General features: G+C 68.4%; 27 protein-coding genes. 1 reads left to right on the top strand and 26 read right to left on the bottom strand.

Annotated elements, in window-relative coordinates:
* On the bottom strand, positions 1–754 hold a 754-nt coding region (locus AOP72_RS13075), incomplete at its 3' end, for a HAMP domain-containing protein (RefSeq protein WP_152650426.1).
* Between the two features lie 133 nt (positions 755–887).
* Here AOP72_RS13075 and AOP72_RS13070 point away from each other — a divergent pair.
* On the top strand, positions 888–1,520 hold the full coding sequence (locus AOP72_RS13070; RefSeq protein ID WP_238581708.1) for a M15 family metallopeptidase: 633 nt from the start codon (positions 888–890) through the stop codon (positions 1,518–1,520).
* Between the two features lie 486 nt (positions 1,521–2,006).
* Here the strand turns inward: AOP72_RS13070 and AOP72_RS13065 are convergent, their stop codons facing one another.
* From AOP72_RS13065 to AOP72_RS12945, 25 genes are all read right to left on the bottom strand, one after another.
* Positions 2,007–2,948, bottom strand: a complete 942-nt coding sequence (locus AOP72_RS13065; RefSeq protein ID WP_062138016.1) for a hypothetical protein — start codon at positions 2,946–2,948, stop codon at positions 2,007–2,009.
* Between the two features lie 734 nt (positions 2,949–3,682).
* On the bottom strand, positions 3,683–4,177 hold the full coding sequence (locus AOP72_RS13060; protein WP_062138013.1) for a hypothetical protein: 495 nt from the start codon (positions 4,175–4,177) through the stop codon (positions 3,683–3,685).
* The gene (locus tag AOP72_RS13055) at positions 4,174–4,536 is read right to left on the bottom strand and encodes a response regulator (protein ID WP_062138109.1); all 363 of its coding nucleotides are present in this window, start codon (positions 4,534–4,536) and stop codon (positions 4,174–4,176) included. Before AOP72_RS13055 ends, AOP72_RS13060 begins: the two co-directional genes overlap by 4 nt.
* 48 nt (positions 4,537–4,584) lie before the next feature.
* Positions 4,585–5,055 (bottom strand): chemotaxis protein CheX, encoded by a 471-nt coding sequence (locus AOP72_RS13050; RefSeq protein ID WP_062138010.1) that lies wholly within the window; start codon positions 5,053–5,055, stop codon positions 4,585–4,587.
* Complete coding sequence (locus AOP72_RS13045; RefSeq protein ID WP_062138007.1) at positions 5,052–5,429, bottom strand: response regulator; 378 nt, start codon at positions 5,427–5,429, stop codon at positions 5,052–5,054. The genes AOP72_RS13050 and AOP72_RS13045 overlap by 4 nt, the downstream gene beginning before the upstream one ends.
* The gene (locus tag AOP72_RS13040) at positions 5,426–6,238 is read right to left on the bottom strand and encodes a CheR family methyltransferase (RefSeq protein ID WP_062138004.1); all 813 of its coding nucleotides are present in this window, start codon (positions 6,236–6,238) and stop codon (positions 5,426–5,428) included. The genes AOP72_RS13045 and AOP72_RS13040 overlap by 4 nt, the downstream gene beginning before the upstream one ends.
* Positions 6,235–7,296: a protein-glutamate methylesterase/protein-glutamine glutaminase gene (locus AOP72_RS13035; RefSeq protein WP_062138001.1), complete on the bottom strand. Its 1,062-nt coding sequence runs from the start codon at positions 7,294–7,296 to the stop codon at positions 6,235–6,237. The genes AOP72_RS13040 and AOP72_RS13035 overlap by 4 nt, the downstream gene beginning before the upstream one ends.
* Before the next feature lie 137 nt (positions 7,297–7,433).
* A complete protein-coding gene (locus AOP72_RS13030; protein ID WP_062137998.1) occupies positions 7,434–7,853 on the bottom strand; it encodes a chemotaxis protein CheW in 420 nt (139 codons plus the stop codon).
* Position 7,854: 1 nt separating this feature from the next.
* On the bottom strand, positions 7,855–10,179 hold the full coding sequence (locus tag AOP72_RS13025) for a chemotaxis protein CheW (RefSeq protein WP_062137996.1): 2,325 nt from the start codon (positions 10,177–10,179) through the stop codon (positions 7,855–7,857).
* Positions 10,180–10,285: 106 nt separating this feature from the next.
* A complete protein-coding gene (gene csrA / locus AOP72_RS13020; RefSeq protein WP_062137994.1) occupies positions 10,286–10,531 on the bottom strand; it encodes a carbon storage regulator CsrA in 246 nt (81 codons plus the stop codon).
* 9 nt (positions 10,532–10,540) lie between these two features.
* Entirely contained in the window at positions 10,541–11,863 is a 1,323-nt protein-coding gene (locus AOP72_RS13015; protein WP_062137992.1) for a hypothetical protein, read from the bottom strand.
* Positions 11,841–13,895, bottom strand: coding sequence for a flagellar biosynthesis protein FlhA (locus tag AOP72_RS13010; protein WP_062137988.1), 2,055 nt, complete (start codon positions 13,893–13,895; stop codon positions 11,841–11,843). The genes AOP72_RS13015 and AOP72_RS13010 overlap by 23 nt, the downstream gene beginning before the upstream one ends.
* Before the next feature lie 43 nt (positions 13,896–13,938).
* Entirely contained in the window at positions 13,939–15,042 is a 1,104-nt protein-coding gene (locus AOP72_RS13005; RefSeq protein WP_062137985.1) for an EscU/YscU/HrcU family type III secretion system export apparatus switch protein, read from the bottom strand.
* Positions 15,039–15,821, bottom strand: coding sequence for a flagellar biosynthetic protein FliR (locus tag AOP72_RS13000; protein WP_062137982.1), 783 nt, complete (start codon positions 15,819–15,821; stop codon positions 15,039–15,041). Before AOP72_RS13000 ends, AOP72_RS13005 begins: the two co-directional genes overlap by 4 nt.
* 1 nt (position 15,822) lies before the next feature.
* Entirely contained in the window at positions 15,823–16,095 is a 273-nt protein-coding gene (gene fliQ, locus AOP72_RS12995; RefSeq protein WP_062137977.1) for a flagellar biosynthesis protein FliQ, read from the bottom strand.
* Positions 16,095–16,913, bottom strand: coding sequence for a flagellar type III secretion system pore protein FliP (gene fliP, locus AOP72_RS12990; RefSeq protein ID WP_062137974.1), 819 nt, complete (start codon positions 16,911–16,913; stop codon positions 16,095–16,097). The genes fliQ and fliP overlap by 1 nt, the downstream gene beginning before the upstream one ends.
* Positions 16,910–17,416 carry a flagellar biosynthetic protein FliO gene (locus AOP72_RS12985; RefSeq protein WP_062137970.1) on the bottom strand — a complete coding sequence of 169 codons (507 nt, stop codon included), beginning with the start codon at positions 17,414–17,416 and terminating at the stop codon, positions 16,910–16,912. The genes fliP and AOP72_RS12985 overlap by 4 nt, the downstream gene beginning before the upstream one ends.
* A gap of 2 nt (positions 17,417–17,418) precedes the next feature.
* Positions 17,419–18,120 (bottom strand): flagellar motor switch protein FliN, encoded by a 702-nt coding sequence (gene fliN / locus AOP72_RS12980; protein ID WP_062137967.1) that lies wholly within the window; start codon positions 18,118–18,120, stop codon positions 17,419–17,421.
* On the bottom strand, positions 18,117–19,040 hold the full coding sequence (locus AOP72_RS12975) for a flagellar motor switch protein FliM (protein ID WP_062137964.1): 924 nt from the start codon (positions 19,038–19,040) through the stop codon (positions 18,117–18,119). Before AOP72_RS12975 ends, fliN begins: the two co-directional genes overlap by 4 nt.
* A 101-nt stretch (positions 19,041–19,141) precedes the next feature.
* Entirely contained in the window at positions 19,142–19,651 is a 510-nt protein-coding gene (locus tag AOP72_RS12970; RefSeq protein WP_062137962.1) for a flagellar basal body-associated FliL family protein, read from the bottom strand.
* Entirely contained in the window at positions 19,648–20,580 is a 933-nt protein-coding gene (locus AOP72_RS12965; protein WP_062137959.1) for a flagellar motor protein MotB, read from the bottom strand. The genes AOP72_RS12970 and AOP72_RS12965 overlap by 4 nt, the downstream gene beginning before the upstream one ends.
* Positions 20,577–21,347, bottom strand: coding sequence for a flagellar motor protein (locus tag AOP72_RS12960; RefSeq protein ID WP_062137956.1), 771 nt, complete (start codon positions 21,345–21,347; stop codon positions 20,577–20,579). The genes AOP72_RS12965 and AOP72_RS12960 overlap by 4 nt, the downstream gene beginning before the upstream one ends.
* Positions 21,347–21,628, bottom strand: a complete 282-nt coding sequence (locus AOP72_RS12955) for a flagellar FlbD family protein (RefSeq protein ID WP_084631978.1) — start codon at positions 21,626–21,628, stop codon at positions 21,347–21,349. Before AOP72_RS12955 ends, AOP72_RS12960 begins: the two co-directional genes overlap by 1 nt.
* A gap of 142 nt (positions 21,629–21,770) precedes the next feature.
* The gene (locus AOP72_RS12950; protein ID WP_062137951.1) at positions 21,771–22,976 is read right to left on the bottom strand and encodes a flagellar hook protein FlgE; all 1,206 of its coding nucleotides are present in this window, start codon (positions 22,974–22,976) and stop codon (positions 21,771–21,773) included.
* Positions 22,977–23,004: 28 nt separating this feature from the next.
* Entirely contained in the window at positions 23,005–23,424 is a 420-nt protein-coding gene (locus AOP72_RS12945; protein ID WP_062137948.1) for a flagellar hook capping FlgD N-terminal domain-containing protein, read from the bottom strand.
* Positions 23,425–23,430: the final 6 nt, after the last annotated feature.

Raw genomic sequence — 23,430 nt, 5'->3', positions numbered from 1 at the left:
TCTCATCGCGGGTCTTCACGTGAGCCTCGTGGGTGAGGTCGCCTTCGGCCAGCGCCTCGAGTGCCGCCTTCATCTCGCGGGCGGCTCCGGTGATCGCACGTGCCAGCCACAGGGAGAGCACGACGCCGATGGCGGTGCCAGCGCCAATCAGAATCCACATGATCCGCTCCGTGCCATTGACGTGGTCGGCCGTCTGCGACAGCTCAAGCTCCACCTGTGGGTCGATGAGCCCCGTCAGGCCGGTCACGTCGGCCACGATCGCGTTGCCCAGCGTGGCGCGCTCCTCTGCGGCAATGGGCTCGCCGTCGTACTCCGGGTCGAAGGCCGATGCCTGGGCCAGCTTGTAACGCTCCCACTGGGCCTGGCCCGCGCCGTCGTCGTCGGGCAACGGCTCGCCGAAGATCTCCTCGAAATCCATGGCGAAGGTGCCGTACGCGCTCTCGAAGACCGCCTGCAAGTCCTGAAGCTCGGCGTACTCGGCCGGCAGCTCCGCGTCGTCGAACGAGCGCAGGCGCAGGCTCTGGGCGCGCATCTCCCACAGCGAGTTGGTCAGCGCCGCAGCCTTGTCCTTGGCCGCCATCGCTGTCTCCACTATTTCGGCGTCCTTCTCCGCCTGCGCCGTGAGTTCGTTCACGGCGAAGAGGCCGACGCTGACGAGGAGGACGAGGACGGCACTGAAAGCGCCGAGGATCTTGGCCGTGAGGCCGATGCGTCGACCGCGGCGGCGGCGAGGCGTGGGGTCGGGCGTGTCCATGATGCTCCTTCGAAGTGACCGTCCATGCGGTATGTGTCGGCCGTCTCATCGTCCGGGCCGGACGGCGTGTGAGGGTTCGCGGCGCCGGCCACGAATGGCCCACGAAGTGCTCACATCAGGACGAGGAGCGCCGATGGGTCCAAGAATCACCGTGAGAGGAGTGCCGATGGACGCCGTCGCATCGATCACCCAGCGTCTAGGCGAGATCCACCAGCGCATCGCCACCGTGTCGTCTCCCACCCAGGTGTCGCCGCAGGCGCACGTGGGGACGACCGCATCGTCCGTCAGCACGGGCTCCTTCGCGGACATGTTCGCCACCGCCACCGGATCCGCCACCGCGTCCTCAGCGACCGGGCGACTCAACGCCGACGGCGTTCCTGTGGATCTGGCGGCCTACGGCAACGGCCGCATCCCCGAGACCGCTTTGGCGCCCCTCCAGGGGTCCGGCGAGAAGATGTGGGGCCCGGCCGCCGAGTCACTCAATCGCTTGCTGCGCGACGCCTCGTCGCAAGGCGTGACGATCGGCATCACCGACGGCTACCGCAGCTACGACAGTCAAGTGCGGGTGGCCCAGGAGAAGGGCCTGTACTCGCAGGGTGGCCTGGCAGCCGTCCCAGGCACCAGCCAGCACGGCTGGGGCATGGCGGCGGATCTGCGGCTCGACCCCACCGCACAGGCATGGATGCGCGAGCACGCGCGCGACTACGGGTTCGTCGAGAACGTTCCTCGCGAGCCGTGGCACTGGGAGTTCCAGCCGGCCGGGTGACGCCGGGAGCGCCCCGCTGTGGAGTGCCGTCCTCGTTCGGAAATGGACGCTAGTTCGGCAATACTGCCCGTCCTCTTCGGCAATCGTCCGGGTATACGGCCTCGTGATCTCGCCAAGAACACCCAACCTGTGCGCGAGGCCCGGCGGCCCACTTGCGCGCGGGTCCGCCCGCGGAGCCCCAGAATGCGCTGCTCGCCGCCGGAGAAGCCAGCTGCTGATCGCACTGCGCGACTCACACGGATTCGACATGGTTCGGTCTCCCCGCGATAGAGCCTGGACGACGCACTGTCATGGGTAACCGTGCCGCCTGCGCGATCGACCAGCCCTCATCAACGCCCAGACGGCCGATCCGAGCACGTCGGACAGGCGCAAGAGCAGCATCAGCGTGGAACATGAGGGCCTCCGGGGTCAGCATGAAGCAGTAGCAACTCCACTCTGCCGGGAGGCTCGCCCCAGCGCCCGACACTCACACAACGTCCCTGGGCACTACAGCGAGTCGTCGTGGCTCCTCGGTTCGGGCGCTTCCGCCATGTGGTCGAACGAGCTCGCAGGGGGCACGTAGTGGCGCCGCCTGGCGAGCGCGACCTGGCGAAGACTGGGAAGGTCGTTCAAGACAGCAAGGTCCCCGTCCTTGATGTTCGTGCTCCCGATAGCCCCGACGCGCTCGACCGAGACCATCCCCGCGAGCGGAGCCAGTGAGTCAATCGGCCCGCAATCCTCGAGCCACAAGCAGGTCAGGCCCCGGAACTTGCGCACGAAGTCGACCGATCCCATGCGCGGCAACCCGTGAAGCCACAGCTCAGACAAGCCAGCCGGCAGTTCCTCGAGCTCAGCCGAGCTGAGGCCGCGCGCCGCCGAGACGGTCAACGAACGCAGCTCGGTCCAACCAGAGATCTCGTGGACCCCGACCAGCCTGGTTGCTTCAAGGAGCTCCAGGCGGGTGACGCCTTGCGCCCAGGACAGGCCAGCCAGATTCCGTTGGCGATACTCGGTGAGCGTCAACGCGCGCAAGCCGTCTCCACGTTGTGCGTCAGGCGACAGCGAGTCGGCGTCGATGGTCAGGCTCGCGAGGCCGGGGTGCGCGAGCGGTTGGAACCAGCCTCGCGGGCCCGGGCCACTGAGCGTGAGTGCCGTGACTCTGGCCGGAAGGCGACTCAACGGTCCGAGATCAAGACTCGAGAAGTCGTGCGTGATCGTCAGCCGGGAACACTCCAGCTGCTCCACACCGTCGAAGGAGTCCACCCACCACAGGTGCACCTCGTCGGCGGTGTCGAGTACCGAAGCCGCCTGCCGAAGGCCCTTGCGCAGACTGCGCAGATAGAGCACGCGACGACGTTCGACCCCGAAGTCAACGTCGCACAGAACGGCGTGCGAGCGCCGCCACAGGTCGGCCTCGGCGAAGCTCGTATCGACATCCCAGCCGAACATCAGACCTCTCACCTTCCACCTGGAGTGCGCGTACTCGTTCCGACTCGCTTGAGCTGACGCCCTGGCGGCCGCCAGCGTCGACCTGGGCTTGGCGCACCCACCGGCGCAGCGACTCGGCGCCGAACCCGAGCCGGCCAGCAACGCTCCGGCACGCCACGGTCAGGTTCGGGTACTCATCAACGTGGTCAAGGACCAACCGCACAGCACGCTGCGAAGTGCGCTCGGGGATCCTCTTAGGGCTCGGTGTCTATCTTCCTGCCAGACTCGGAAAGAAGCGGCACCAAACCGGGGACGGTTCAACCGCCACCCCGTAGCCGCCAACACCGGCGACATCCCGCTCGTGGGTGGAGCTATCTCTACCGCCAGTCGAACGCCCTGCGCAACAACCTCGCAGTGTCGGGTGTGTCACACACACTCGGAGTTGGTCCTGATACCCGCACCCTCGACCAACCCCGCGGCACGGCTTCTTCAAGCGATGGGCGTCGATAGGCACCGCGACTGGTGCCACGCGAGGCCCTAGCCGCTGGCAGTGGTGCTGGTGCCTCAGACGGCTGCCATCTTCCCTGGCACTTGCCCCGTCGGGGATGTGCCGGTTCGCAGCGGGCGACGAGGCGGGATCGGCCGAGGTCGGGTACCGCGTGCGTCAAGCCGCCAGCGTGCCACTACTGACCACCAACCGACAGCCGCGACTCCAGCCCTGAGGTCCCGCGCCACACCGGGGCCCGTTCTGGGGGTCAGAACTTGACGACGATGGAGAGCCGGCCCGCGCCGTAGCCCTGGATCACCAGCTCGCCGTCGATGCGGCTCGCCTGCTGGAGCGCCAACTCGGCCACCTCCGCCGGGACCGTCTCGCGCGGCGAGAACGTCTCGCGCAGCTTGAGGTGCGGCGTGTCAGGCTTATTGAGCAGCGATGCGGCGACGTTGAGGATCTCCGCCATGTTGTCGAACTGCACCGGAGTGATGAACTCGTCCTTCACCGCCTGTTCGGCACCGGCCTGTGGCACCAGGCCGATCGCCGAGCCCGCGCGCGCGGTGAGGGGGATGTCGGCGAGCGCGACTGCGCAGATGGCTCCCACGTCGTTGACGTACATCGCGACGGAGGCGCCATCGAGCACATCGACGCGTCGCGCGTCCCCGTTCCACTCGACCTCACGGCCGAGCATGCCTTCGAACAGCTCGCGCACCTCGAAGGCCGTCGGCACCGCCGTGGGCTTGGTCGCGGCGCTCATGCGATGAAGGGGTCGATGGTCTCGCGGAACGTATCCGCAGTGAACGGCTTCGCGATCAGGAACAGCGCACCCGCCTCGTCGGCCTGGTCGCGCATCTGCGGAGACCCTTCCGACGTGACGAAGGCGAACGGAGTCTCGTCGCCCGATTGGCGCAGTGACCGCAGCAGTTCGATGCCTGTCATCTCCGGCATATTCCAGTCGGACAGCACGAAGTCGGGGCGAGAGACCTGAATCCTGGCGAGCGCATCGGCGCCATTCTCGGCCTCTTCGATCTCCCACCAGTCATACCCCGCCTGCCGCAGCGTGCGGATCACAATCTGCCGCATCACGCGGCTGTCATCAGCGACGACCACCTTCATCGTGCTCACCTGCTTTCATCTCCGGGTTCATGAGAAGACCTGCCGCAGTCACGGCAGCGCCCAAAGGCTCACGTGCAGTGGCGCTCCGCGCCAGCTGAGATAGGTATCGATGATCGCGATCGCGCCCGGTGCGTCGGGCGCGGCATGCGCAACCGAGGGAAGCGTCAGCGCGCCGCCATCAGGCACCATGGACTTGATGTTGCCGCCGACCACGTTGGCGACCTCTCCCACCGCGTCGGCGAAGTCCTCGTCGCCCACGGCAGAGCCCTCCGGCAGCGCCAGCAGCGCTCGGGTGAGCTGCTCGCCGGTCTCGCGGCTCGCGGCCAGCAGGACGCGCGTCGCTGGCTGCCCCTGGATGTCCACCCACGTGAAGCGGGAGTCCTCCAGCTCGGGCGGCTCGCCCCACCACAGGGTGAGGTGACCCGGCTCGCCATCGACCATCGTCTCGAACAGGTCCGTCGCGATGCCCATCAGAGCCTCGGCCTCGAAGATCGGTGCCGACTCCGTCGCGGCGCTCATGCGCGTGCTCCGACGAGGCCCAGCAGCTCCAGCTTGTCCACGATGATCTCCGGGGTGAAGGGCTTGATCACATACTCATGAGCGCCGGCCGCAAGTGCGCGAACAATCTGTCCCTGCTCGCCCTCGGTGGTCACCATCATGAGCGTGATGTCCCGCCACTCCTGGCGCTTGCGCGCCTCGACGACGAACTCGAAGCCGGTCATGACGGGCATGTTCCAGTCGATGCAGCACAGCGCGACATCGGGGTGCTCGGTGAGGCGCTCCAAGGCCTCCTTGCCGTCTCCCGCCTCGACGGTGTCGAAACCGACGCCGCGGAGAATCCCTGTCACGATGCGGCGCATCACGCGCGAATCGTCAATGACCAAAGCTTTCATGCTGCTCTCTTCTCGTGAGTCCGGTAGACGGAGGCGCCGGCCGAGGGGATCCGTTGCCAGGAGTCGTCGATGCCGATGGTGGTCTCCGCCGCGCCGAGGAACAGCGTGCCGCCAGGCGCCAGCACCGACCGCACCCGACTCAGCACCTCGCGCTTGGTGGCGACGTCGAAGTAGATGAGCACGTTGCGCAGGAAGATCACGTCGAACGGACCCCCGGGAGGCGGGGCGTCCAGCAGGTTGTGACTGCGGAACGTCACCCCCCGGCGAAGGGCCGGCGAGATCTCGAAGGTCGCGCCCTGACGTTGGAAGTGCTTGACCAGCATGATCGCGGGCAGGCCGCGGTTGACCTCGAGCTGTGAATAGCGACCGGCACGGCCCTGCACCAGCATCTGTTCGGAGAGGTCAGTCGCGGTGATGGACGCGGTCAACTGGGGAAACTCGTCAGCCACGGTCATCGCGATCGAGTACGCCTCCTGCCCGGACGAGCACGCCGCGGACCACACCCGCACCTGCGTGCGTCCAGCCGCGGCCAGTTCCGGCAGCACGGTGGACCGCAGCGCGGTGAACGGAGTGAGATCGCGGAACCACGACGTCTCGTTCGTCGTCAGCGCCTCGACGACCTGGTCATGCAGCGTCACGTCCCGGCGGAGCGCATGCACGTACGCATCGACGTCGGCGACTCCGGCCGACCGCGCGAGTGGCGACAGCCTGCTCTCGACCAGATACTCCTTGCCCACGCCAAGCTGGATGGCGCTGCGGCGACGCACCAGCGTCGCGACGAAGTCGAAGGACTCTGCGGTCAGTGTCATGGCGCCATCTCCGATCGCACGGCACGCGGTGCCACTGCGGCGGTGATGCGTTCCGCGATCGCACTGAGCGGCACGATCTGGTGTGCCAGTCCCGCGGTCGCCACCGCGCCAGGAATGCCCCACACCACCGAAGACGCCTCGTCCTGCGCGATCATGCGTCCACCCGCCTCGACGATGTCACGAGCACCATCACGGCCGTCGTGACCCATTCCCGTGAGCACCACACCCAGCACGTCGCCGCCGAAGACACGGACGGCGGACGAGAACATCACATCGATGGAGGGGCGGCAGAAGTTGACGGGCTCGCGCTGATGGAGGACCGTGCTGATTCCCGCGCCGCGAGTCGCCACCTCGAGATGGGAGCCGCCAGGGGCGATGTAGAACGTGCCCGGCTCCAAGCGATCGCCGTCCTGCGCCTCGACGACGGTGGCCGGACCCATGCGGTCCAGCCGAGCCGCGAGCTGCGCAGTGAACACCGGAGGCATGTGCTGGACGATGAGAGCGGGAATCGGCAGCCGCGCCGGCAGTGCCTTGATCAGCGTTGAGAGGGCCTCCGGGCCGCCAGTGGAGGAGCCGATGAGGAGAGCGCGCGGGGGCCGCACGGGGGCGTGGCTCGCGATCGGCTTCACGTGAGCCCCGCGCAGGGGGCTCACCAGGCACAGCGCCTTGATCCGAGGGATCAGCTGCGACGTGATGACCGCGACCGCCTCGGCGGGGTTCGCGACCTGCGTGGGCTTGGTCAAGTAGTCCGTGGCGCCTGCGGCGAGCGCGTCGAGCGTCGCCGACGCGCCGTGAGAGGTGAGCGTGGAGAACATGACGATCGGCGTGCGCACGCCGCGTGAGCGCAGTGCCTTGACGGTCTCGATTCCGTCCATGACAGGCATCTCGATGTCCATCGTGATGAGGTCGGGCTCCAGCATCGCGACCTTCGACAGCGCGATGGAGCCGTTCTGGGCGACACCCACCACCTCGATGGTCGGGTCCGAGGACAGCGCCTGGGTGACCAGCTGGCGCACCACCACGGAATCGTCGACGACGAGCACGCGGACGGGAGTCATGCGCCGGCTCCGCGCCGTCGCTTGGCGCCCACACGGCGCCTGGGGTGTGCAGTCATGACGTCTCCTCGCTGGGGGTCGCGCCGGGGTCGCGCACCTGAAGAGTCCATCGACCGCAGAGGCATGACGGTGAGCATTTGCTACACCTGTGCCGCGAGAGTGACGTCGAGGTGGAGCAGGAGGTCGCCATCGAGGGTGTACACACCCTTGACGACCTCGCGCAGCTCGGGATCGAGAGTGGGAGGCGGCGTTCCCATCGTGTCGCTGTCCACCTCGAGAACCTCACCCACCTGGTCGACCAGCAGCGACACCGGCTCGCCGTCAAGCTTCACCACCATCATCATGGGCTCATCGTCGGCGCCGAAGGGCTCGCGCCCGAGCCGTGCGCGCAGATCCAGGAGCAGGACCACCTGGCCCCGCAGGTTCACGAGCCCGGCGACTGTCGAGGGCGAATGGGGAACGGACGTGTGGGCGTGGAGACGCAGCGCCTCCTGGACGCGCGCGACGTCCACGCCGTAGAGCTGGCCGTCAAGTCGGAAGGTGGCGAGCTGGTGACGCATGTCAGCGGTCCGATCCCGCGCCGACGAGCTCGGGCTCGTGCGCGTCATAGAAGGAGGGGTCGGCCGAGGTCACGGCCCTGGACAGGTCGAGCAGTTCGGTGACCTTGCCCTTGACCACGATCGAGCCGAGCAGGGCGGCCCCGGAGACTTCCGAGCGGTCGAGATCGGCGCAGTCGACGATGTCCACGACCTCCTTGGCCACGAGAGCGACCGCACGGTCGCCACGTGCGCACACCACCACGGCGAGCTCGTCCGATGCGGGCCGTCCCGTTCCGAGCAGCGACGCGAGGTCGACGACCGGCGTGATCCGGCCGCGGTACTGCATCACGAGAGAACCGCCCACCTGTTCGAGCACATCCGCGGGGCAGCGCTCGAGCCTCGTGACGGCGCCGAGCGGCATCGCGAGCTGCCTGTCCTCGCCGACGGACACCACCAGCATCTGCTCGGTGTCGGTGTCCACGGTCGCCTGCTGCTGGAGGTCCGGAAGCGTCTCCTGCTGCTCGAGCGCGCGCCGCGCCACCGCGGGGATGTCAAGGATCAGCGTGACGCTGCCGTCGCCGAGGAGCGTCGCACCGGCATAGATGCCGATGCGCTTGATGGACGCCCCGATGGGCTTCGCGACGATCTCCTCGGTATTGCGGACCTGGTCGATGATGAGGCCGAACCGGCCGCCATCGGCCTGCATGACCGCGATCACCGCCCCGACCACGGTTTCGCGTGCCGGCCTGCCAAGCACGTCACGAAGGTCCACGAGCGGCAGCAGCTGCCCCCGCAGCCGGTATACCGGCGCATCCCCCACCTGGTCGAGGCCCGTCTGGGCATCGTCGATGGCGAGCAGTTCGAGCAGATTGACCTGCGGGATCGCGTAGATCTCGTCGGCGCACTCGACCGTCAGCGCCGGCATGATCGCCAGGGTGAGCGGGATGCGCAGTCGCCACGTGGTGCCGACGCCCGGCGTGGACTGCACGTCGACGACACCGCCGATCGCGTCGATCTTGGTCTTCACCACATCCATGCCGACTCCACGGCCGGACACGTTGGTGACCGTCTCCGCAGTGGAGAACCCTGGCAGGAACAGCATCTGGAGGATGTCCTGGGTGCCGAGGGCGGCCACCTGCTCCGCGGTCCGCAGGCCCTTCTGCACCGCCTTGGCGGCGACGGTCTGCGGGTCGATGCCCTTGCCATCGTCGGACACCTCGACCACGACCTGGCCGCCCTGGTGGTACGCCCGGAGGGTGACGATCCCCTGCGCGGGCTTGCCTGCCGCATCCCGGGCCTCCGGAACCTCGATGCCGTGATCAATCGCGTTGCGGATCAGGTGCGTGAGCGGATCCTTGATCGCCTCGAGCACGCTGCGGTCGAGCTCGGTGTCCTTGCCGATCATCTCCAGCTTCACGCGGCGCCCCAGCGCGGTGGACACGTCGCGCACCATGCGCGGCACCTTCGACCACACGTGGTCGATGGGCTGCATCCGAGTCTTCATCACCCCTTGCTGCAGTTCGGTGGCGATCAGGGACAGCCGCTGCGAGGCGCGAACGAGCGTCGCGTCATCCATCTCGGTCGCGAGACTCGTCATCGCGTTGCGGGCCAGCACCAGCTCGCCGACGTGCCGCATGAGCGCGTCGAGCACCTCGACATCCACGCGGATCGAGGACTCGGCGGCACTGCGCACATGAGACTCCTCACCATCGCGAGCGGGGGCGGGGGCGGGGGCGGGGCCGGGGGCGGGGGCGGGGGTGGGAAGGGCGTCTGCGGGTGCGGGGTCGACGGGCGCGGCCTGCGGCGACGCTTCTGGGGCAGGCATGTCCGCCTCGGCGGGCGCCGATGCCGCCGCGGCCGGGGTCGCCGTCTTCGCTGCCGGGCGCTTGCCGATCCGGGGCTTCTTCACGGCCTGCACCGGTGCCTCGTCGACGGTCGCGGGAGGCGCGTCGGCACCGGGCTCGGAGTCGAGCACCTGCTGAATCGCGGCCACGACGGCCGACGTGTCGTGAACCCCCTCAGCCCCGGTCTTCTCGATCACGTCGAGGATCACGCGCACGGAGTCCACCATCTGCAGGAGCACGTCGGTGGTGCGCTGCGTCATGGGCCGCTTGCCGTCACGGAGCTCCGCGAGCAGGTTCTCACCCACGTGGGTCAACGACTCGAGTGCCCCGAAACCGAGGAAGCCGCTCGTGCCCTTGATCGTGTGAATCGTGCGAAAGATCGATCCCATGAGCGATCGTGACTCGCCGTCGCTCTCGAGGTCGACGAGGTCCCGGTCGAGCCGGTCCAGATTCTCATAGCTCTCGACCACGAATTCGCGGACAATCTCATCCATCGCGTCCATCGCTGCGCTCCTGTCCCGTGCTGGCGGAGATGCCGCCGTGTCGGGCACCCCATCGGCCGGGGAAGGCAGGTCGTGAGCAGTCGGGGCTCGGAGCCGCCGCGAGACGTCAGGAGGGCGGCTCGGGAGGCGGCGGGGAGATCTTGCGCAAGGCGTCGACCACGCTGTCGTCGGCGGCCGCGGCGTCGGCGTTCTCACGCTCCACTGCCTCGAGAATCTCCGAGCGAGACACGCGCACATGCCGCGGGGCGTCGATTCCGATGCGCACGCCGTCCGAGCGCACGTCGAGAACCGTCACGACGATGTCGCCACCGATGACGAGACTCTCGCCTACGCGGCGCGACAGGACCAGCATGCGACGAGGCTACCGGCTCGTGGCGAATCCTCCCGACATTTGGCTCCCGCCCAGGTGCGGCCCCGCCGAGTCGGCCTCCGCATCGGCGATGCGCTCGCCGAGCAGGGCCGCCCACGCGACGGGCGAGGCCGGCACCCCATCGAGCCAGGACACGGGCAGGGGTGCGGTGAGGACCGATGCGGGCGCCTGCGCCTCGCTGAGCCCGACAGCCGCGATCGCCTCGCAGCCGGCGCGTCCACGGAGCACGCTCAGCTCTGCGTTCCGGTGAGGGTCGTGCCGGCTCGCATCCACGGCGGCCCATGTGCGGTCAGCGCCGAAGGCGGCCGCGAGCGGCGCAGCGGCCTCGGCGCCACGCTGGCCGGGCGCCGCGCCGAGCGCGATGATGAGGGGAGCGCCCTTCGCTGCGGCCTGCTCGGCGCGTGTGCGCGTGCGCGCGGCCGATGCGGGGGTCAGGACTCTGCGTCCGTGCCCGGGCACGGACGGGCACAGCCCCGCCAGCACCACGTCCGTAGTGGGAACCTGCGCCCAGAAAGCCATCTGCGTGGCGACGCGGAACGCCGCAGCGGCCTCGCCCACGATGAGGAGCACGCTGCCTGGCGCGAGACGGTGGACCTTCGGCACGGCCAGGCCCGCCACCACATGGTGAAGCGGCACGCGTGCGTCGATGGCGATGCGCTCGGGCAGCAGTGGTGCGGGCACCCCGAGGCGGAGCAGGTCGGCCACCCTGGGACCGAGCGTCGCTGCCTGGACGCTCTCGTGCTGAACGCCCCAGGAATGCAGCATCACCCCGGCTGCCGCCGCGGGCCGGTCAAACATCGCCACCGAACCACCGCCGTCCCGGCGCGCACTCACCGCAGGCACCGGCGGTCGTCGCCGCTCTTCCACGGCTTCCGCCGTCGTGGCGTCGCGACGGGTCACGCCACTCGCGTCCACGATCGGAAATCGCGCGGGAGCGAACGCCCGTCCGTGTGCTTCGGCAGCATCGGTGCCAGCGGTGATCGAGGTCAGCGCGGCGTCGAACGCGGTGGCGCGATCCGCCCGCACTGGCGACTCCGCCCCCGCGTGCATGCCGCAGAGCTCGCGACGGGCCTGCTCCACATCGGCGATCTCCTGAGCCATGAGCGCGTCCTCGGCGCTCGCCCCCGTCGCGGGGACGGCACCGTCGGGCACCTCCAGGGTGAGCGCGTACGTCTCACGAGTGAAGAAGCCCAGCACCCCACCCGTCCTGATCCGCTCCGCCTGCACCACCGACACGCCGGGACCGAAGTCCTCGTGCGCTCGCTGCAGAATCGCACTCGGGTCGAGGCCCTCAAGAAGCAATCGCTGCGCCATCGTTCACCACCCCTACTGTCTCGACCAGTACTCCTGCACCGGTCACTTCTGAATAGGACAACACCACGACGTCCGGCATCCCGGTCGCGAGAAGACGGCGAAGAGCCGGGCGCAGGGCAGGCGCGCAGGCGACGATCGCCTGGTGGCCCGTGCGCTCGACGTCGTCCAGGCATCGGCGGGCTGAGGCCGCCATGCGCTCGAGTCGATCAGGGTCGAGGGCCAACTGCGTGCCCTCCTCCCCAGGACGGCGGGCCTCGACCAGATGCTGCTCGAGGATCGGCTCGAGCGTCACGACGCGCAGCACGCCGCCGTGCACATGGGGAGCCGCGATCGCGGGGCCCAGGGCCGTGCGTGCCGCCTCCACCAAGCCTTCGGGGTCCGTCGACGTCTTGGCACGCAGCGTGAGTCCTTCGAAGATGCGCGCCAGGTCCCTGATCGACACCTGCTCCGCCAGCATTCCCTGGAGCACGCGCTGCACTTCGCCGAGCGACAGCAGGGTGGGAACGAGCTCATCCACGACGGCCCCATTCACCTGCTTCACCCCTTCCACCAGTGTTCGCACATCCTCGCGGGTGAGCAGTCGAGGCGCGCTCGTCGTGATGATCGATCCGAGGTGCGTCACCAGGACGGACACCCGGTCCACGACGGTCGCGTTCGCGAGCTCCGCCTGCGCGCGTGCCTCGGCGGGAATCCACTTGCCCGCCAGGCCGAACACGGGTTCGTTGACCGGCTCGCCGACGACGCCGTCGAGCCTGTCCCCCAGCGCGAGCAATCGTCCGGGCGGGGCGACTCCGCGCCCCACCTCGACTCCTGCGATCCGCACCACGTAGGTCGAACGCGGCAGTTCGACCGAATCCCGGGTCCGCACCGGCGGCACGATGATGCCGAGCTCCATCGCGATCTTGCGACGCAGGCCCCTCACCCGCGCGAGCAGGTCGTTCTCGGTACCCGCACCCACGAGATCGACGAGGTCGGGGGCCAGCTGGATCTCGAGCGCGTGCACCCGCATCTGCTCCATGAGCGCCTCCGGCGAGTCCGCGGCGGGCCCCTGGGGCGCGACGGCCGTGGACGCGCCAACGGCCTCGGCCTCCTTCTTCTCGCGCCGGCCGGCCTGCTGTCCCACGATGAGCAGCGCAGCGCCGACGAGCACGAACGGCAGTTTGGGCAGGCCGGGGACGAGCGCGAGAGCGCACGCGGCACCGCCGGCGATCGTGAGCGCGCTGCGCGACTGCGTGAGCTGATCGCTCGCCGCGGTGCCCATGTCCGCGGAGGCGGTGGCTCGCGTCACGATGAGGCCCGTCGCCACCGACATCAGCAGCGCCGGAATCTGCGTGACGAGGCCATCGCCGATCGTGAGCAGTGAGTAGCGCTCCAAGGCTTCTCCTGCGGACATGCCCAACTGCGCCATGCCGATGGCCAGGCCGCCGAGCAGGTTCACGATGGTGATGATGATTCCCGCGATCGCATCGCCCTTGACGAACTTCGAGCCGCCGTCCATCGCACCGTAGAAGTCGGCCTCGGCTGCCACGTCGGCACGACGCTGCCGCGCGGTGTCCTCGTCGATGAGCCCGGCGTTGAGGTCCGCGTCGATCGCCATCTGCTTGCCTGGCATCGCGTCGAGGGTGAACCGTGCGCCCACCTCCGCCACGCGTCCGGCACCGTTGGTGATGACCGCGAACTGGATCACGACGAGGATCAGGAAGATGACGAGGCCGATGATCAGGGACCCGCCCACCACGATCTCCCCAAACGCGCCGATCACCTCGCCCGCGTAGCCGTCGCTCAGCACGAGCCGGGTCGACGCGACGTTGAGCCCGAGCCTGAACAGCGTCAGGACCAGCAGCAGCGACGGGAACACGGAGAAGTCGAGCGGGCGCTTGACGTACATCGACGTGAGCAGCACCACCAACGACAGTGCGATGTTGATGACGATGAGCATGTCGAGCAGCTGGGCGGGCAGGGGAACCACCAGCAGCAGGACCACCGCGACGATGCCGACGGGGACGGCGAAGGTGACCGCATTGTTCTTCACGAGAGACGCTCCTGGGGATGGGGAGTGGACGGGCGGCGGGCGGTCATGCGATCGCCTCTGCTGCTGCGGGATCGTGGTGGACGCCTGCTGCGGCTCCACGGCGTCGCAGCGACATCACGAATGCGAGCACGCGGGCCACGGCCGCGTACAGGTGAGGAGGGATCTCCTGGCCGAGCTCGCACGCATCGTGCAGGGCACGCGCAAGCGGCACGTTCTTGATCATCGGGACACGGTTCTCCGTGGCGACCTCGCGAATACGGGTCGCGATGTGGCCACGACCCTTGGCGACCACGCGCGGCGCACCGGTGCCCGCCTGATACCGCAGCGCGACAGCGACGTGGGTGGGGTTCACCATCACCACGTCTGCGTTCGCGATCTCCGACATCATGCGGTTGCGGCTCATCGCCAGCTGACGCGCACGCACCTGGCTCTTGATCCATGGGTCGCCTTCGGACTGCTTGTGCTCATCCTTGATCTCCTTCATGGACATCCGGGTCTGCTTGCGGTTGCGCTTGATGACCATGAGGATGTCCGCGCCGGCGAGCACCAGGCCCGCGACCACCGCGACCCGCACCAGGGTCCACGCCCCGTCACGCGCCTCGTCCAGCACCTTCGACAAGGAGTGCGCCCCTGTGCCGATCAGCACCGGCACCGCCGCCTGAATGACCATGTAGAGCACGGCACCGATCGCGCCGGCCTTCAGCGCAGCCTTCGCGCCGTTCCACCATGCCTCGGGGCCGAACAGCTTCTTGGCGCCCTGCTTGGGGTTGAAGTGCTTCACCGAGGGCTTGAGCCGCTTGGGAGCGAAGTGGATTCCTCCCTGCGCGGCCCCGGTCACGAGCGCCGCGAGCACCACGGCGGCCAACAGCGGGGCCATGGTCGACAGCATCGATCCGAGGGCGTCACCGAACACCTGGAGAGCGACGAGCGGATCGGGAGAATCGGCGATGGTGGCGATGGCGATCAACTGCTCGCGCGACGCGTCGCCACCCCTGGTGATGACGAGTGGCAGGGTGGCGGCCGCAGCCCCCACGACCACCCAGGCCGACAGGTCCTGTGAGCGCTGCAGCGAGCCATCGTGCCGCAGCTTCTTCATCCGCTTGGGTGTGGCCTTCTCAGACTTGGACCCCGAGTCGCCCTCGCTCATGCCGTCACCCCCGTCATGGCCGAGAAGGCGCGACTCGAAAGTGAGGCGATCACCTGCGGGAGTGCGAGAAAGGCGACCGATCCAAGCGCGAGGGTGATGAAGATCTTGAGGGGAAATCCAAGCGCGAAGGCGTTGAGCGCCGGCGCGACACGGGTGAGGAGGCCCAGGCCCACGTCCGCAAGGAACAGCACGACGATCAGCGGGCCGGCGATCTGGACCGCAGACACCATGAGCTGCGACAGACCGGTGGACATGAGCGTGGCGAGCGACTCGAGGTTGATGCCAGCGCCGAGCGGCACCGCATCGAACGACCGCACGGCACCGCTGATGACGAGCTGGTGCGCGTCGGAGGCGAACAGCAGCGCGAGCGCCGCCATGTAGTAGAACCGCGAGAACACCGCGCCTTGCGACCCGGAGACAGGGTCGTACCCCTGTGCGAGCTCGAAGCCTCCGAAGAGATCGATGAGGCCGCCGGCCGCCTGGACTGCGGCGAACACCAGACGCACGATGAAGCCCAGCGCAAGCCCGACGACGGCCTGGACGACCAGCGTGCCGATGAACTGGGCCGCATCCCCGCCAAGCAGCGTCCCCGCCGCGAACTGAGAGCTGCCTTGAACGCGCGGTACCGCGGCCACGGCGATGCCGAGAGCGAGCGCAACCTTGACCGGCCCCGGAAAGGAGCTCAGATGGAACGGGGGGGACACCACGAGAAATGCCGCCAGGCGAACGCCCGCCAGGATGGCGGTCTCGAGGAACCCCAGCTCGAACGACAGCTCCACGTCATGACCCCAGGAGCGTCGGCAGACGCTCGAACAGCTGCTCCGTGAACGTCACGGTCTCCTGCACCATCCAGTGGCCAGAGACGAACAGGGCCAGGCCCACGCCGATGGCCTTGGGCACGAACGACAGAGTCACCTCCTGGATCTGAGTGACCGACTGGAAGAGCGAGATCGCGAACCCCACCACGAGCGCGGTGATCAGCAGCGGCGCCGAGAGCTTGGCCGCGAGCAGCAGCGCATCGAGCCCGATGTCGAGAACGGCATGGGTGTCCATCAGCCGTAGCTCCCCACGAGCGCGGTCACGATGAGGGACCAGCCATCGACGAGCACGAACAGCAGCAGTTTGAACGGCAGGGACACCATCACGGGCGGCAGCATCATCATTCCCATCGACATCAGCACTCCGGCCACCACGAGGTCGATGACCAGGAAGGGCACGAAGATGACGAAGCCGATGATGAAGGCGGCCCGCAACTCGGACAGCATGAATGCGGGCATCAAGGTGGTCATGGGCACGTCCGCCGCCGTGGCGGGGTTCTCCGCCCCTGCAGTCCTGGTCATCAGGGCGATGTCGGACTCCCGTGTGGAGGCGAGCATGAACTCGCGCAACGGTCCCGTGGCGCCCTCCAGACCATCGGCGAACGACAGGTCTCCCGCCAGGTACGGCTGAACGCCGATCTCATTGATCTCGGACAGCACCGGTCCCATGACGAACAGCGACAGGAACAGCGCGAGGCCCGCGAGGACCTGAGTGGGAGGGGTGGACTGCAGTCCCAGAGCGTTGCGAGTCAAGGCGAGCACCACGAAGATCTTGGTGAAGCTCGTGGTCATGAGCATCAGCGAGGGCGCGACAGACAGGAGCGTGATCGCGATGAGCACCACGATGGAGCTCGAAGGCCCCTCATTGACCCCATACAGGTCGACGGTGACGCCGGGACCCTCCACCGCGGGCGGCGTGGGCGCGACCGGGTCCTCAGGGTCAGTGGCGGCGAAGGAGGGTGCAGCGGCCAGAAGCAACGACGCTGCGACAGCAGCACCGAGCATCACCGACCGCACCACCCAGGAGGCCTTCCCGGACAGGATACGGATCATGAACGACGAGTAGTCCGTTCTTGCACCGCCACCACCGCCTTGCGCCAGGTGTCTGGCGCAAGGATCGATCCGTCGAGGGGTGTGCGGAGCCGTGGGGCGGCGGCCGTCCGGGCCGTCACCACGTGGGCAGGGTCGAGCGCGCTGGTGCGCGCAGAGCTTCCCGTCATGGGAAGAAGGTCATCGGCGACGATCGTGCTGTCGTCCTTGGGTACGGTGCTGTGAGGTGCGGCGGCGGTCGATTCCGGTTCGACGGGGCACTCGCCCACGTCATGGACGAGCGACACGCCCTGCTCGCTGTAGCCGACGACGAGCTGGCGTCCGCCGACCTCGACCAGAGCAAGTCCCGTGCGGCGCGTGAGTTGTTGACGGCCCACCACGGACATCGCCTGCTGGCTGCGGCGATCGCCCATGCCTGCCTGCACGCGGCGGGAGATCCACCACAGCAGGGCGAGCACGGCGGCCAACGAGAGGCCGACGCGCAGCATGAGCAGGACGGTGTCCATCGTCAGTGACCGGCCTCGGGGGACAGGATCTCGGTGATGCGGATGCCGTAGTCCTCGTCCACCACGACGACCTCGCCGCGGGCGACGAGCCGGCCGTTGACCATCACGTCGGCGGGGTCCCCCGCCGCGCGATCCAGCTCCAGGATCGTGCCCGGAACCAGATCCAGCACCTGGCGCATCGGCAGCCGCGTGCGGCCGATCTCTGCGGTCAGCACCAGTTCGACATCCTGCAGCACCCGCATGCGAGCACGGGCCGCGGCCTCGTCGATGGGCTGAGGGGGAGCCTGCTGTCGCGCGGGTTCCGCGACGCGCTCACGCAGTCCGAACCATGCTTGAGTGACGCCTTCAGCATCGACGAGCGCGTACACCTCGATGTCGGGGTCGGCGAATGCCTCGCCGAGGGGACCCGTCTGCGCGGCGTCCAGCACTCCCGGACCAAGCTCCTGCGCGGCCTCCTCGAGCGCCGGACGGAGGATGTCGGCGATGGTCGCGCCAGCTCCGGCCCCGGCGAGGGCATCGGCGGTGGCGTCTCCGGCGACCAGCACCAGGTCGGCGCTCGCGGCGCCCACGTGGTGGGCACGCACGGCGGCGGCGTCGCTCGCGGGGCCAGCCGCCGGGTCGTAAGGAGCGACCGTCAGCGGCGTGGGCGTGGGCAGCGCGGCGGCGATCCGCTCGGCCGCGGGGTTCGTGTGGGTGGTGGTCATGATTCCTCCTCGGTGGAGACGACGAGACAGGCCGCTCGGGTGCCATTGGCTCCGATGGCCGCGTGGGCGAGCGTGACGCCGCCGACCACCACGTCGAGCGGACGGTCCGCAGGGTGCCCGAGGGGGACGACGTCCCCGACCTCGAGTCGTGAGATGTGCGCGGCGCTCATGGTCCGGCCTCGGAAGCGAGCGACGACGTCCATGGGGACGCCGTTCATGCGGTCGGCCATCTGGGCGACCGCGGCGTCGTGCTCGCGCTGCTCCTCGGGAGTGCGGCCCGCCTGTTCGTCAGAGTGGCGCAGCGCGACCATCAGCGGCTCGGCTGCGAGCATCAGCGTGATCACGCCCTCGACCGGTCCGACGCGCGCCTCGAACCGTGCGACGAGCACCTGATCGGAGGCCGGCACCAACTGCATGAAGCTGGGGTTGTACTTGACTCCTCGGACGGAGAAGGACAGTGGCGCGACCGACGCCAGCCCGTAGGCCAGGTCGGAGCACGCGTAGTCGAGTGTGTCGCCCATGAGCTTCCACTCGATCTCGGTGAGCTCACGGAAGGGGATCTCGAGATTGACCGCAGGGCCGCCCAGCAGGCAGTCCACGAGCGTCATCGTCAGGTGCGTCGGGATCTCGAGCAGCGCCGGGGTGCGGCTCGGCTCGACCTGCAGCACGACAGCCGTCGTCGACCCGGGCAGCGACTCGATGTACTCCGCATAGGTCGACGGCTCCACCTGCTCGAGAGTCAGGTTCACCAGCGCGCCGAGGCGCGACGTCAACAATGTGCCCCACTGGCGCGCGAAGTTCTGAAGCCCGACCTCGAGTGCCCGGGCGTGCTCGCGCGTCAGCGTCATGGGCTGCCGGAAGTCGTAGACCTCAGGCGTGGCTGATCCACGCTTGCGGCGCGATGGGGTCTGGTCGGTCACGCGGGCCACATCGGCCCTCGCGCCGCAATGGTGAGCAATCCGCCCGCAGAGCCCGTCGCCCCCGTTCGGAATGTGATGAACCTCTCGCGAGAGTCCTCTCGCTACTGCGTGACGAAGTCGGTGTAGTAGACGCCCAACACCTCCCCGTGGTACGGCTCCTCGATGGCCTCGAGCAGTTCGTGCTTCAAGGTCTCACGCACCTCAGGATCGGCCAGTTCCTCCTTGGTCTTGCCCGAGAACAGCCCGATCGCCGCATCCAGCGCGACCGCACCGTCGAGTTCGCCGTGACCGCTCGCACCAGTCTGAAGGCCGAGTCCGAGGCGCAGATAGTGGCCGCCTGCCAGGTTGATCGACACCGACTCGAGGGTCTGCACTGGGCCGAGCTCGACTTCTTCGACCTCGGCCTCCGCACCGTCCGCGGGCGTCGCCCCGGGCCCCATCAGGAACCAGTAGGCGCCCACCGCCGCCACGAGCAGCACAGCTCCGATGATCAGGCTCGGCAGCCGTCGCTTCGACGATTCGGCTGCGGGGGCTTCCGCCTCCGGCGCGGTAACGGGGTTGGGGCGCGCACCAATCTTCGCCTTCGGTGCGATCACACGTGGCTCGCTCACAGCGTTCCTCCCTCGGTGGTACGGGCCGCCTCGATCTGCTGGTGCAGTTCGTCGGCGGTGATTTCTCCGGTGTCGATCGCCTCGGCGATCTGGGGCAGCAGGGCTCGGGCCTCTTCCGAGACGTGGGACTGCACCACGATGTCAACTCGCCGGTTCGCTTCGAGCGCGGCATTCGACATGTCGTCGCGCTGGGGTCTGGCGTCTCCATAGCCCGTGGCACCGATGCGTTGCGGGTCGAGCCCGCCGTCCTCGACGAACCTGCGCAGCACCTGGGTCGCACGAGCGCTCGACAGCTCCCAGTTGGTCGCGTAGCGGGAGGAGGGCAGCACATTCGCGTGGCCCTCGATCGACAAGGCTCGCGATTGCTCGCGCAACGGCCCCGACATGGCGTCGATGACGCGCGTGGCCACGCCGGTCAGCGCCGCATCGTCGGCGGCGAAGAACACGTTCGACCCGACCAGGCCGACGACGAGACCGCGCGCGTCGATCTTGAAGGTGACATGCGACTCGAGGCCCTCCTCGGCGAGGCGCTGAGCGAGACGGAGCTGAATGTCCGCCAGCTGCTCGTACTCCCGTGCCGCCTCGAGACGGCTGCGTTCGCCCGTCTGAGCCGCCGTGGTCTCACCGTCGTCGGTCAGCTCGTCATCGGTGGCGACGGAGGCGAAGTCCGGTGCGATCTCGAAGGAGTCAAGCCCGGTGAGCGCCCCCGAGGAGCCATTGATGATGACGGGCGCCGGCTGACCGAAGCCGACCGCGAGCGACTGGCTCAACTGCTCGAACTTCTCCTGATCGACGGCGGACATCGCATACAGCACGATGAAGAGCGCGCACAGCACCGTCATCATGTCGCCATAGGACACGGCCCAGCGTTCGGAGCTGTCATGCTCCTCGTCGTGCCCCTTCTTCCGGGACCGGCCACCGGCGCTCACGCCGCCTCCTTGGTGGCCGGGATCTCCTCCCCCGCGAGGGAGCGCAGGCGCTCGCCCACCACCCGCGGGCTCGATCCGGCCTGCACGGCGAGCAGACCTTCCTTGGCCACCTCCATGCGACTCACCTCGATCTCGCTCACGCGCTTGATGCGAGCGGCGATCGGGAGCCAGATCAGGTTGGCGGAGAGCAGTCCCCACAGCGTCGCGACGAACGCGGCCGCGATCATGTGGCCGATGCTCGACGGGTCCGAGAGGTTCTCGAGGACGTGCACCAGAGAGACGACGGTGCCGATGATGCCGATGGTCGGCGCGAAGCCACCCATGTCGCTGAACACCTTGGCGACGACCTTGTCCTTCGCGGCCCTCGCGTCGATGCGCGCCTCGAGCATCTCGCGCAGGTCCTCCGGGTCCATCCCATCGATCGCGGACTGCAGACCATCGCGCAGGAACGGATCGTCGACCTCGCGCGTCGCCTCCTCGAGCGACAGCAGGCCTTCGCGCCGAGCGCGCTCGGCGAGTGACACGACCAGCTCGACCGTCTGGCCCGTGTTCTGGCGCTTGTAGAGGAGGAAGTCCTTCAAGGACGCGAACGCGCGCCCGAAGTCGGACATCGTGGTGGTGGCCAGACCCGCGCCGAGCGTGCCCCCGATGACCAGCAGCATGGGTGCCGGCAGCACCACCGACATCGGAGTGGCGCCTTCGAGGAAGATCGAGGCGATGACCGCCGCGAAGGCCGCGCCGATGCCGATCAGGGTGGCAAGGTCCATCAGTCGACCTCCGGCGTGGCGTGAAGATGCGGGCGGTCGTGCAGTCCGGTGACGGTCGCCAGAGAATCGTCGCCGGTCTGCTCAGCGATCTCGATCGCCATCGCGGCGACAGAGGCGCGGTGGGCGAGGACGATGCCGGAGAGGCGATCGATGCTCTCAGCGATCAGCAGCTTGGTGCCGTCGATCAACGTGATGATCGTGTCCGGAGTCGCGTCGGCGCGCTGAATCATGTCCGGGTTCACGGCGAAGCGCTCACCGTTCAAGCGCGTGAGAGATATCACGATGCGCACCATCCATGGCTCGGTTCACTGGCCCATCCATGAGCCTGTTGTCTGGGTACTTATCGGCGGGCGGGCGCCGCCTGTGAGGCATCTGCTCGGTGACCCGTCACCCCGGCCGTGGACCGGGGTGACGGACGCACCGCTAGCGCTTGAGGTTGACGAGCTCCTGGAGAACCTCGTCCGAGGTGGTGATCACGCGGGAGTTCGCCTGGAATCCGCGCTGGGCGACGATCAGGTTGGTGAACTCGGCCGAGAGGTCCACGTTGGACATCTCCAGAGAACCTCCCGCGAGCGTGCCGCGGCCGCCGGTGCCCGCTGCCCCCACCTGGGCGTCTCCGGAGTTGACCGTCGGCGCGTACAGCGAGGAGCCGCTCTTCTCGAGACCGGAGGGGTTGGCGAAGTTCGCGAGCGCCACGCGGCCGATGGCCTGCTTGAGGCCGTTGGAGAACGAACCCATCACGGTGCCGTCGGAGTTGATGGCGAAGGCCTGCAGCGTTCCGGCGGCGCGACCGTCCTGTGCGCCGGCGGCAACGGTCTCGAGCTCGGCGAAGCCGGTCAGCGCCGTCAGGTCCACGGCAATGGCCGAGGTGCCAGCCGCCGCATCGGCCGGGAACGGCGGGAACGTCAGCGTGTCGATGGCGCCTGCCGTCGTGAAGGTGATGGAGCCCGTCTGGGTCGAGGTGGTTCCCGCGACGGAGCCCGCGATGTCCCAACCCGTCGCTGTCCGCGTGAACGAGAGGTTCATGGAACGCGCCCCACCCGCCGCATCGAAGACGTCGATCTGACGGTTCAGCACGGTGCCGACGGCCGCGTCGGAAGGCAGGTTGCCCTTGTAGTCCGCCGTGGTCGAGGGCGCCGCCCCCATCAAGGTGGACACCGGCAGCTGCAGGCCGCGGAGGGGGCTGTTGAGATCGATCTCTCCTGCCGCATCGGCGCTCCATCCCTGCACCATCCCGCCGTCGGGCGTCACGAGCTGGCCGAGAGCGTCGAAGCTGAAGGCTCCGGCGCGCGAATACAGCTGCTGCCCGCCCTTGTCGACGACGAAGAATCCGTCACCGGAGATCATCATGTCGGTGGCGCGGTTGGTGAGCTGCGCGGCGCCCTGCTGGAAGTTGGTGGTGATGCCGGCGACCTTCACGCCGAGGCCCACCTGGGCCGGGTTGGTGCCACCGATGCCTGCCTGGGGCGCGCCCGCGTTGTTGACCACCTGGGACAGGGTGTCCTGGAACTGCACCTGGGAGGTCTTGAAGCCTGCGGTGTTCACGTTGGCGATGTTGTTGCCCGTGACGTCGAGCATGGTCTGGTGGGCGCGGAGTCCGGAGATCCCGGAGAACAGTGAGCGGAGCATGGTGGGGTCCTTTTCGGGTGAGGGGGGATCAGTCGTCGGAAGGTTGGATGGCGAGAATGTGGTCGAGGTTCACGTCGGTGCCGTCGACGGAGATCGTGGGCACCACGTTGGCGAACGAGGCGGAGACGGCGGTGCCCGTCACGACGGTGCCGTCCTCATCGGTGTAGGACACTCCGCTGCCGACCAGGCCCATGGCAGCCATGCGCATCGTCAGCGCGAACTGCTCCTGGCTCGTCTCGGAGATCTGGGTGAGCTTCTCCATGGAGGCGAGCTGGGTCTGCTGCGACATCATCTCGTTGGTGTCCATCGGGCTCGACGGGTCCTGATTGCGCAGCTGGGCGACCAGCAGCGACATGAAGACCTCGGAGTCGAGCTCCTGCTTGGGGGCCGTCGCGGGGGCGAACCCCGAGTTGAGGCCCGGGGTCGACGCGGTGGATTCGATGGTCATGATTCT

It is taken from the genome of Demequina aestuarii (genome assembly GCF_000975095.1).
In the GTDB taxonomy this organism is placed as follows: Bacteria; Actinomycetota; Actinomycetes; order Actinomycetales; family Demequinaceae; genus Demequina; species Demequina aestuarii.
The sequence above is the reverse complement of the archived record's forward strand: the minus strand, read 5'-3'. Positions and strand labels throughout refer to the sequence as shown.